We start from the raw sequence: 10,190 nt of genomic DNA on the forward strand, positions 1-10,190 counted from the left end.
GGCACGATGGCAGCGACCAGCGCCCCCGCCGCAGCAGGTGCACCTGAAGGAGCGACGATGAACGACTCTCCGGGCTGGGCTACGCCCGGATCTCCGTCCGACGGCGAGCGGCCGGGAACCCCCGCCGACCGACCCGGCACCGACGGCGGCGCGCAGCAGCCCACACCCCCCGCACAGCCCGACGGCCCGAAGTGGTCCGCCGAGCAGCCCCCGCCCGGCCAGTGGTCGAACCCCGGCACGACGCCGCCCGCCACCCCGCCGGCCCCCGCACGGGCCCAGTCCCAGCGGGGCTGGGGCCAGCAGCCCGGCACCCCGTACGTCGGCCAGTACGGCTACCCCGGCGGCCCCGGCCAGTGGGGCCAGCTGCCCCCGGCCGCCAAGCCCGGCGTGATCCCCCTGCGCCCCCTCGGCCTCGGCGAGATCCTCGACGGCTCGGTCGCCACCATGCGCACCCACTGGCGCTCCGTCGTGCCCATCACCCTGGTCGTCGCCACGATCGTCCAGGTGATCACGGTCCTCGTGCAGAAGTTCATGCTCGACGACGTCGTCTTCGCTCCCTCCGACGACATGACCGCCGAAGAGGCTCTCGACAGCCTCGGCAACACCCTGGGCAGCACCCTCGCCGTATCGGCGATCGCGCAGTTCCTCCAGGTCCTCGGCACCCTCGTGGTCACCGCCATGCTCACGATGATCTTCAGCCGGGCCGTCCTCGGCCGTCACTCCTCGGTCTCCGAGGCCTGGCAGGACGCCCGTCCCCAGCTGCTGCGCCTGATCGGCCTCACCCTGCTGATGGCCCTCGGCGCCCTGCTCCTCGGAGCCGTGCTCGTCGCCCCCGGCATCCTGGCCGGCAGCGTCGGCCTGGGCGTCCTCGGCGTCCTCGCCTGGCTGCCGCTCGTCATCTGGCTCGGGATCAAGTTCACCCTGGCCTCCCCCGCCCTGATGCTGGAGCGGAGCACGGTCATCAAGGCCTTCGCCCGCTCCTCCAAGCTCGTCCAGGGCGCCTGGTGGCGCATCTTCGGCATCACGCTCCTCACCAGCGTCATCGCCTTCATCGTCGCGATGATCGTCGTGGGCCCGTTCCAGGTGATCGGAATGCTGGCGTTCGGCGGCGGCCTCGACGCCCTGGAGGACGGCAGCGCCCAGAACGCCTGGGGACCGCTGATCTTCTCCGCCATCGGCCTGATCATCGCGCAGACCATCATCATGCCGATCCAGTCCGGCGTGACCGTCCTCCTCTACGTCGACCAGCGCATCCGCCGCGAGGGCCTCGACCTGGAACTGGCCCGGGCCGCCGGCATCGAGAACTACGGCACCACCGGAGGCTGACGATGAGCACGGGGGGCCTCGTCACCCGCGCCGCGGCACTCCTGCCGGGCGCGGAGACACCACCGGTCACGACACCGCGCGAAGCCGCCCGCGAGGCGGCCGAACGCGAACTGTCCAAGCCGATCTACCACGAGAACGACCCGAGCCTCGTCGACCGCGCCCTGCGCGCCTTCTTCGACTGGCTCGACGACCTGTTCGGCGCCGCCGCCGGGGCCACTCCCGGCGGCGCCGTCGGCCTCGTGGCCGTGGTCCTCCTCGTCGCACTGGCCGCCACCGCCCTGTGGTGGCGGCTCGGCTCCCCCCGCCGCACCCCCACCACCACGGGCCGGCTCTTCCCCGACGGCGTCCGCAGCGCGGACGACCACCGGGCCGCCGCCGACGCCCACGCCGCCGCGGGCCGCTGGACCGAAGCCGTCCAGGAACGCATGCGCGCCCTCGTCCGCTCCCTGGAGGAGCGCACCCTCCTCGACCCCCGCCCGGGCCGCACCGCCGACGAGGCCGCCGCCGAAGCCGCCCGCTCCCTGCCCGACCACGCCGAGGCCCTCCGCGCCGCCGCCCGCGCCTTCGACGACGTCACCTACGGCGGCCGCACCGCCGACGCCGACACCTACGCCCGCCTGCGCGCCCTCGACCTCGCCGTGAACCACGCCAAGCCGCTCCTGACGGGACCCACCGCATGACCGGCCCCACCCAAGAGCCCACCGAGAACGCGGGCCGGCCCACGGCACCCGGGACCGCGCCGCAGACCGCCCACCCAGAACCCGCGGAGGCCGGTAACGCGGACCTCACGGCAGCCGGGGCCGAGCCGCGGTCCCCCCACCCGGAGCCCGCAGGGGCCGGGGGTGTGTCGGAGCGCTCCCCGCAGGACGCCGAACGCACCGCCGCCGCGCCTTCCGACCCCGAGCCCCGCTCGGCGTCCGAGGAGACGCCCCGGCGCGCCCCCGGCCCCACCGCACCCGCTCCGTCCACCACGACGAGCCCCACCAACCCGGCCCCAGGCACCGTCACCGGCCCAGCCACGACCACCGCCCCTGGCCCCGCCACAGCCCCCGGCACGGGCGTCGGCACGACCGCCCCCGCCGAACCCCGCCCCCACGGCCAAGCCCCCGGCACGGGCGTCCGCAGGATCCGCCGCACCGCCGCCCTCGTCGCCGTGCTCGCCGCAGGCGCCCTCCTTATGGCCGCCCTCAACTCCGGCACCCGCCACGGCCACCTCGACCCCCGCTCCGCCGACCCCACCGGCAGCCGCGCCGTCGCCGAGCTCCTGAAGGAGCGCGGCGTCACCACCCGCGTCGTCACCACCGCCCGCGAGGCCGCCGACGCCACCGGCCCCGGCACGACCCTCCTGGTCACCGACCCGGACCGGCTCGGCAGCAGCCAGCGCAGCGTCATCCGCTCGGCCATGGACCTCTCCGGCGGACGCACCGTGCTCCTCGCCCCGGGCGGCCACAGCCTCACCGACCTCTCCCCCGGCGTCCGCACCGAAGGCTCCGCCGACACCGACGACCTCGCACCGGCCTGCTCCCTGCCCGCGGCCACCTCCGCCGGCCGCGCCGGCACCGGCGGCGACCTCCGCTACGGCACCACCCTGCCCGGGGCCACCGCCTGCTACCCGAGCGGCGGCCACCCCACCCTGCTCGTGCTGCCCTCCGCCACCACCGGCGGCGACACCGTCCTCCTCGGCTCCGCGACGATCCTCCTCAACGAGAGCCTCGCCGAGGAGGGCAACGCCTCCCTCGCCCTCCAGCTCCTCGGCACCCGGTCCGACCTCGTCTGGTACATGCCGTCGCTCGCCGACTCCGACCCCGTGACCGGCTCCGACGAGGACAAGAGCCTCCTCGAACTCGTCCCCGCCGGCTGGTCCTGGGCCCTGCTCCAACTGCTCGTCGCCGCAGTCCTCGCGGCCCTGTGGCGCGCCCGCCGGCTGGGCCCGCTCGTCACCGAGCGGCTCCCCGTCGCCGTCCGCGCCTCCGAGGCCACCGAGGGCCGCGCCCGCCTCTACCGCAAGGCCGGCGCCCGCGACCGCGCCGCGACCGTGCTGCGCGCCGCCTCCCGCGAACGCCTCGCCGCACTGCTCGGCGTACCGCAGACCCGCGCCCACGAGCCCACCGCCCTGGTCCCGGCCGTCTCCGCCCGTCTCCCCGGCGGGCAGCGGGACCTGACCGCACTCCTCTTCGGCACCACCCCCTCCGACGACGCGGCCCTCGTCGCGCTCGCCGACCACCTCGACGCCCTCGAAAGAGAGGTCCGCACGTCATGACGTACCCGGCCACCGAGTCCACGGCCGCGACCGCGGACAGCGCCCGCGCTTCCCTCGAAGCGCTCCGCACCGAGATCGGCAAGGCCGTGGTCGGGCAGGACTCCGCCGTCACCGGGCTCGTCGTCGCCCTGCTGTGCCGCGGCCACGTCCTCCTCGAAGGCGTTCCCGGCGTCGCCAAGACCCTCCTCGTGCGGGCCCTGGCAGCTTCCCTCGAACTGGACACCAAGCGCGTCCAGTTCACCCCCGACCTGATGCCCAGCGACGTCACCGGCTCACTCGTCTACGACGCCCGCACCGCCGAGTTCTCCTTCCAGGACGGCCCGGTCTTCACCAACCTCCTCCTCGCCGACGAGATCAACCGGACCCCTCCCAAGACCCAGTCCTCCCTCCTCGAGGCCATGGAGGAACGCCAGGTCACCGTGGACGGCACCCCCCGTCGCCTCCCGGACCCCTTCCTCGTCGCCGCGACGATGAACCCCGTCGAGTACGAGGGCACGTACCCGCTCCCGGAAGCCCAGTTGGACCGCTTCCTCCTCAAGCTCACCGTGCCGCTCCCCTCCCGCGAGGACGAGATCGGCGTCCTGACCCGGCACGCCGCCGGCTTCGACCCCCGCGACCTCAAGGCCGCCGGCATCCGCCCCGTCGCGGGTCCCGCCCAGCTCGAAGCGGCCCGCGAGGCCGTCGCCCGCGTCGCCGTCTCCCCCGAGATCGCCGGGTACGTCGTCGACATCTGCCGCGCCACCCGGGAATCGCCCTCGCTCGTCCTCGGCGTCTCCCCCCGCGGCGCCACCGCCCTCCTCGCCACGTCCCGCGCGTGGGCCTGGCTCACCGGCCGTGACTACGTCACCCCCGACGACGTCAAGGCCCTGTCCCTCCCCACGCTGCGCCACCGCGTCCAGCTGCGTCCCGAGGCGGAGATGGAGGGCGTCACCGCCGACGCCGTCATCTCGGCGATCCTGTCCCACGTCCCCGTGCCCCGCTGATGGCCCTCACCGGACGCGCCGCCCTCCTCGCGGCCCTCGGCAGCATCCCGGTCGGCGTCCTGGAGCCGAGCTGGGCGGGTCTGCTGGCGGTCAACGGCTCGCTGGCCCTGGCCTGCGCACTCGACCACACGCTGGCCGCACCCGTACGCAGCCTCGTCCTGGCCCGCTCCGGCGACACCTCCGTCCGTCTCGGCGAGACCGCGGACGTCCACCTGACCGTCACCAACCCGGGCCGGCGCCCGCTGCGGGCCCGGGTCCGCGACGCCTGGCCCCCGAGCAGCTGGGTCCCCGGCACCGAGACCGAGGCCTCCCGCCACCGGGTGGTCGTCCCGCCCGGCGAACGCCGCCGGCTGACCACCCGCCTGCTCCCCACCCGCCGCGGTGACCGCCACGCGGACCGCGTGACGATCCGCTCGTACGGCCCGCTCGGCCTGTGGGCCCGCCAGGCCTCCCACGTCGTCCCGTGGACGGTCCGTGTCCTGCCCCCGTTCACCAGCCGCAAGCACCTCCCGTCCCGCCTGGCGCGGCTGCGCGAGCTGGACGGCCGTACGAGCGTCCTGACCCGCGGCGAGGGCACCGAGTTCGACAGCCTGCGCGACTACGTGCCCGGCGACGACACCCGCTCGATCGACTGGCGCGCCACGGCCCGCCGGCACCTGGTGGCCGTCCGCACCTGGCGCCCCGAACGCGACCGGCACATCCTGATCTGCCTGGACACCGGCCGCACCTCGGCGGGCCGCGTCGGCGACGCCCCCCGCCTGGACTCCTCCATGGACGCGGCCCTGCTGCTGGCGGCGCTCGCCACCCGCGCCGGCGACCGCGTGGACCTCCTCGCCCACGACCGCCGCACCCGCGCCCAGGTCCAGGGCCGGGCCGCCGCGGACATCCTCCCGTCGTTCGTGAACGCCATGGCCACCCTCGAACCGGAACTGGTCGAGACGGACGCCCGCACCCTGGTCTCCACCGCCCTGCGCAGCGCCCCGCGCAGGTCACTCGTGGTCCTCCTGACGAGCCTGGACGCGGCCCCGATCGAAGAGGGCCTGCTACCGCTCCTCCCCCGTCTCACCCAGCGCCACACGGTTCTGCTGGCCTCGGTCGCGGACCCGCGCGTGGCCGCGATGAGCGAGGCCCGCGGCACGGTGGACGCGGTCTACGAAGCCGCGGCCGCCACCCAGACCCGGGCCCAGCGCCGCCGCACGGCCGACCAGCTCGCCCGCCACGGCGTCCACGTCGTCGACGCCACCCCGGACACCCTGGCCCCGTCCCTGGCGGACGCCTACCTCTCCCTGAAAGCCGCCGGCCGCCTGTAGCCCGCGTACCCTCGGCCGCCCCAGCGGCTGGATACCCTGGTACGGCACCCCTCAGGAGGACCCATGGCTGACCTCACCCCCGAGCAGATGCGTCGCATGCACGACTTCGCGGAGCAGCTCGCGGAGCTGGCCGAGCAGCAAGAGGACCAGTGGAAGGTGCAGACCACCGACGGTCAGATCTTCCTCACCATGATGAGCCCAACAGCTCCGCACGGGCTCAACGTGGTGCGGCTGCGCCGCCAGATCGAGGCCCAGACTCCGGAAGTCATGGCGCTCAGCGACACCAACATGGGCGACCCGCTCACCGGTCTGACCAAAGTGCCGGACCTCATGGTCATCGCAGAGGAAGACGCCGACGACACGGCCAAAGTCGTCAACTCCCGTGATGTCCTGATGGTGATCGAGGTCGTCTCCCGCACGAATTCGCTCACCGACGTCCGCGACAAACTGCTCGACTATCCGCGCATGGGGGTTCCCTTGTACGTGGTCGTGGATCCCCGCAAGGACAAGCAGACTGTCACCGTGCACAGCGACACCTCACCGGGTCCCGACGGCACCCGCTTCCGGAAGACCGTCCCCTATGCCTTCGGGGACACCGTCACCGCCGGGCGCTGGACGCTCGACACCAGCAGCCTCAAGAGCTACCCCGCCGACTGGTGAGCCACTGTGCAGAAGAGCCCCGCACCGTCGGGTGCGGGGCTCTTCTGCGTGTCGGATCCGGCTCTAGTACTGCCAGCGCGGCTGGCTGCCGTCCATGCGGCAGTGGATCATGCGGCCGTTCCCCGCGTGGGTGGACCGGCCCAGGTCGGCCTTGCGGCAGAACTGTCCCGCGTTGTAGCAGTTCCCGGCGTTGGAGACGATCTCGCACTCGGCCTTGGCCGGCGGGGGCGGCGCCTTCGTCGTGGCCGGCGCGGCCGGCTTGGTCGTCCGTGGGGCGGGCGGCTTCGGGTCGGCCGTACGCGTCGCCGCAGGGGCCGCCGGGCTCGGCGGGGCAACGGCCGGCGAGGGGGACGCCGAAGGCGTGGGCGTCGCCGACGGAGAGGGCGAGGCCGAAAGGGACGGCTCGGCGGAGGTCTGTGACGGGGACACCGAGGTCGCTGCCGGTGGCAGCGACACCGCCGGCCCGTCGCCCTCCGCCGGCCCGCAGGCGACGGTGACGCCCGCCACCAGCAGCCCGACCAAGAGCCTCTTGACCATGCCTCGCGTGCGTCTGCCGTCGACTGTACGCATCCGTGCCCCCACCCCGAGCTCCTTGAAGGAGGCACATCATATGAACAACGCTTCCGCTTCCGCCGGGTTTCGCCCGAACCGGATCCCCCAACGCCCCCGGAACGCAGAAAAGCCCCGCACCGAACCCTCGAAAGGGCTGGTGCGGGGCTTTCCCACAATGATTGTTCGGCGGCGTCCTACTCTCCCACAGGGTCCCCCCTGCAGTACCATCGGCGCTGAAAGGCTTAGCTTCCGGGTTCGGAATGTAACCGGGCGTTTCCCTAACGCTATGACCACCGAAACACTATGAAATTTGAACGCTGGTGTTTTCACAGCCGTTCGTTATTTCAGAACTAACACAGTGGACGCGAGCAACTGAGGACAAGCCCTCGGCCTATTAGTACCAGTCAGCTTCACCCGTTACCGGGCTTCCACATCTGGCCTATCAACCCAGTCGTCTACTGGGAGCCTTACCCTCTCAAGGAGGTGGGAATACTCATCTTGAAGCAGGCTTCCCGCTTAGATGCTTTCAGCGGTTATCCCTCCCGAACGTAGCCAACCAGCCATGCCCTTGGCAGGACAACTGGCACACCAGAGGTTCGTCCGTCCCGGTCCTCTCGTACTAGGGACAGCCCTTCTCAATATTCCTACGCGCACAGCGGATAGGGACCGAACTGTCTCACGACGTTCTAAACCCAGCTCGCGTACCGCTTTAATGGGCGAACAGCCCAACCCTTGGGACCGACTCCAGCCCCAGGATGCGACGAGCCGACATCGAGGTGCCAAACCATCCCGTCGATATGGACTCTTGGGGAAGATCAGCCTGTTATCCCCGGGGTACCTTTTATCCGTTGAGCGACGGCGCTTCCACAAGCCACCGCCGGATCACTAGTCCCGACTTTCGTCCCTGCTCGACCCGTCGGTCTCACAGTCAAGCTCCCTTGTGCACTTACACTCAACACCTGATTGCCAACCAGGCTGAGGGAACCTTTGGGCGCCTCCGTTACCCTTTGGGAGGCAACCGCCCCAGTTAAACTACCCATCAGACACTGTCCCTGATCCGGATCACGGACCGAGGTTAGACATCCAGCACGACCAGAGTGGTATTTCAACGGCGACTCCACAACCACTGGCGTGGCTGCTTCAAAGTCTCCCACCTATCCTACACAAGCCGAACCGAACACCAATATCAAACTGTAGTAAAGGTCCCGGGGTCTTTCCGTCCTGCTGCGCGAAACGAGCATCTTTACTCGTAGTGCAATTTCACCGGGCCTATGGTTGAGACAGTCGAGAAGTCGTTACGCCATTCGTGCAGGTCGGAACTTACCCGACAAGGAATTTCGCTACCTTAGGATGGTTATAGTTACCACCGCCGTTTACTGGCGCTTAAGTTCTCAGCTTCGCAACCCCGAAAGGTCACTAACCGGTCCCCTTAACGTTCCAGCACCGGGCAGGCGTCAGTCCGTATACATCGCCTTACGGCTTCGCACGGACCTGTGTTTTTAGTAAACAGTCGCTTCTCGCTGGTCTCTGCGGCCACCCCCAGCTCACGGAGCAAGTCCGATCACCAGTGATGGCCCCCCTTCTCCCGAAGTTACGGGGGCATTTTGCCGAGTTCCTTAACCATAGTTCACCCGAACGCCTCGGTATTCTCTACCTGACCACCTGAGTCGGTTTAGGGTACGGGCCGCCATGAAACTCGCTAGAGGCTTTTCTCGACAGCATAGGATCATCCACTTCACCACAATCGGCTCGGCATCAGGTCTCAGCCTTAATGAGGGACGGATTTGCCTACCCCTCGGCCTACACCCTTACCCCGGGACAACCACCGCCCGGGCTGGACTACCTTCCTGCGTCACCCCATCGCTTACCTACTACAAGTCTGGTTCGTCGGCTCCACCACTTTCCTTTCCCCGAAGGGTCCGGAACGGCTTCACGGACTTAGCATCGCCTGATTCGATATTGGGCGTTTCAAAGCGGGTACCGGAATATCAACCGGTTGTCCATCGACTACGCCTGTCGGCCTCGCCTTAGGTCCCGACTTACCCTGGGCAGATCAGCTTGACCCAGGAACCCTTAGTCAATCGGCGCACACGTTTCTCACGTGTGTATCGCTACTCATGCCTGCATTCTCACTCGTGAACCGTCCACAACTAGCTTCCGCTGCTGCTTCACCCGGCACACGACGCTCCCCTACCCATCACAGCCTCCGTTGGGAGTATTGCTGCAATGACACGACTTCGGCGGTACGCTTGAGCCCCGCTACATTGTCGGCGCGGAATCACTTGACCAGTGAGCTATTACGCACTCTTTCAAGGGTGGCTGCTTCTAAGCCAACCTCCTGGTTGTCTCTGCGACTCCACATCCTTTCCCACTTAGCGTACGCTTAGGGGCCTTAGTCGATGCTCTGGGCTGTTTCCCTCTCGACCATGGAGCTTATCCCCCACAGTCTCACTGCCGTGCTCTCACTTACCGGCATTCGGAGTTTGGCTAAGGTCAGTAACCCGGTAGGGCCCATCGCCTATCCAGTGCTCTACCTCCGGCAAGAAACACACGACGCTGCACCTAAATGCATTTCGGGGAGAACCAGCTATCACGGAGTTTGATTGGCCTTTCACCCCTAACCACAGGTCATCCCCCAGGTTTTCAACCCTGGTGGGTTCGGTCCTCCACGAAGTCTTACCTCCGCTTCAACCTGCCCATGGCTAGATCACTCCGCTTCGGGTCTAGAGCGTGCAACTCAATCGCCCTGTTCGGACTCGCTTTCGCTACGGCTTCCCCACACGGGTTAACCTCGCTACACACCGCTAACTCGCAGGCTCATTCTTCAAAAGGCACGCAGTCACGAGATACAGCAAGCTGTATCCGACGCTCCCACGGCTTGTAGGCACACGGTTTCAGGTACTATTTCACTCCGCTCCCGCGGTACTTTTCACCATTCCCTCACGGTACTATCCGCTATCGGTCACCAGGGAATATTTAGGCTTAGCGGGTGGTCCCGCCAGATTCACACGGGATTTCTCGGGCCCCGTGCTACTTGGGAGATGAGCAAGCAAGCCGTACAGATTTCAGCTACGGGGGTCTTACCCTCTACGCCGGACC

The 10,190-nt window shown here is 69.2% G+C and carries 7 protein-coding genes and 2 rRNA genes (1 of these 9 cut by a window edge); 6 read left to right on the top strand and 3 right to left on the bottom strand.

The window, feature by feature from the left end; genetic code table 11:
- Positions 1–57: 57 nt before the first annotated feature.
- The 6 genes from ACPU2J_RS13320 to ACPU2J_RS13345 all read left to right on the top strand — a co-directional run bounded on the left by ACPU2J_RS13320 (position 58) and on the right by ACPU2J_RS13345 (position 6,539).
- Positions 58–1,326, top strand: a complete 1,269-nt coding sequence (locus tag ACPU2J_RS13320; protein WP_399823329.1) for a glycerophosphoryl diester phosphodiesterase membrane domain-containing protein — start codon at positions 58–60, stop codon at positions 1,324–1,326.
- 2 nt (positions 1,327–1,328) lie between these two features.
- Positions 1,329–2,006 carry a DUF4129 domain-containing protein gene (locus tag ACPU2J_RS13325; protein WP_420080625.1) on the top strand — a complete coding sequence of 226 codons (678 nt, stop codon included), beginning with the start codon at positions 1,329–1,331 and terminating at the stop codon, positions 2,004–2,006.
- Positions 2,007–2,170: 164 nt separating this feature from the next.
- On the top strand, positions 2,171–3,586 hold the full coding sequence (locus ACPU2J_RS13330; protein ID WP_420080624.1) for a DUF4350 domain-containing protein: 1,416 nt from the start codon (positions 2,171–2,173) through the stop codon (positions 3,584–3,586).
- The gene (locus ACPU2J_RS13335) at positions 3,583–4,569 is read left to right on the top strand and encodes an AAA family ATPase (protein WP_361595559.1); all 987 of its coding nucleotides are present in this window, start codon (positions 3,583–3,585) and stop codon (positions 4,567–4,569) included. Before ACPU2J_RS13330 ends, ACPU2J_RS13335 begins: the two co-directional genes overlap by 4 nt.
- Positions 4,569–5,879, top strand: coding sequence for a DUF58 domain-containing protein (locus ACPU2J_RS13340; protein WP_420080623.1), 1,311 nt, complete (start codon positions 4,569–4,571; stop codon positions 5,877–5,879). Before ACPU2J_RS13335 ends, ACPU2J_RS13340 begins: the two co-directional genes overlap by 1 nt.
- A 63-nt stretch (positions 5,880–5,942) precedes the next feature.
- Positions 5,943–6,539, top strand: a complete 597-nt coding sequence (locus ACPU2J_RS13345) for a Uma2 family endonuclease (RefSeq protein ID WP_399823324.1) — start codon at positions 5,943–5,945, stop codon at positions 6,537–6,539.
- Positions 6,540–6,602: 63 nt separating this feature from the next.
- Here the strand turns inward: ACPU2J_RS13345 and ACPU2J_RS13350 are convergent, their stop codons facing one another.
- The 3 genes from ACPU2J_RS13350 to ACPU2J_RS13360 form a co-directional block, all read right to left on the bottom strand.
- On the bottom strand, positions 6,603–7,109 hold the full coding sequence (locus tag ACPU2J_RS13350; protein WP_361595568.1) for a hypothetical protein: 507 nt from the start codon (positions 7,107–7,109) through the stop codon (positions 6,603–6,605).
- 163 nt (positions 7,110–7,272) lie between these two features.
- Positions 7,273–7,389: ribosomal RNA gene (rrf, locus tag ACPU2J_RS13355) — 5S ribosomal RNA — on the bottom strand.
- Positions 7,390–7,465: 76 nt separating this feature from the next.
- Positions 7,466–10,190 (bottom strand): 23S ribosomal RNA (locus ACPU2J_RS13360) (it continues 394 nt past the right edge of the window).

The organism is Streptomyces manipurensis, from assembly GCF_049570255.1.
Lineage (GTDB): Bacteria > Actinomycetota > Actinomycetes > Streptomycetales > Streptomycetaceae > Streptomyces > Streptomyces manipurensis.

Excerpts from the sequence above, each read along its gene's own strand:
- ACPU2J_RS13320 (WP_399823329.1), top strand. The coding sequence starts at position 58 with ATGAACGACTCTCCGGGCTGGGCTACGCCCGGATCTCCGTCCGACGGC.
- ACPU2J_RS13325 (WP_420080625.1), top strand. The coding sequence starts at position 1,329 with ATGAGCACGGGGGGCCTCGTCACCCGCGCCGCGGCACTCCTGCCGGGC.
- ACPU2J_RS13335 (WP_361595559.1), top strand. The coding sequence starts at position 3,583 with ATGACGTACCCGGCCACCGAGTCCACGGCCGCGACCGCGGACAGCGCC.
- ACPU2J_RS13340 (WP_420080623.1), top strand. The coding sequence starts at position 4,569 with ATGGCCCTCACCGGACGCGCCGCCCTCCTCGCGGCCCTCGGCAGCATC.
- ACPU2J_RS13345 (WP_399823324.1), top strand. The coding sequence starts at position 5,943 with ATGGCTGACCTCACCCCCGAGCAGATGCGTCGCATGCACGACTTCGCG.
- ACPU2J_RS13350 (WP_361595568.1), bottom strand. The coding sequence starts at position 7,109 with ATGCGTACAGTCGACGGCAGACGCACGCGAGGCATGGTCAAGAGGCTC.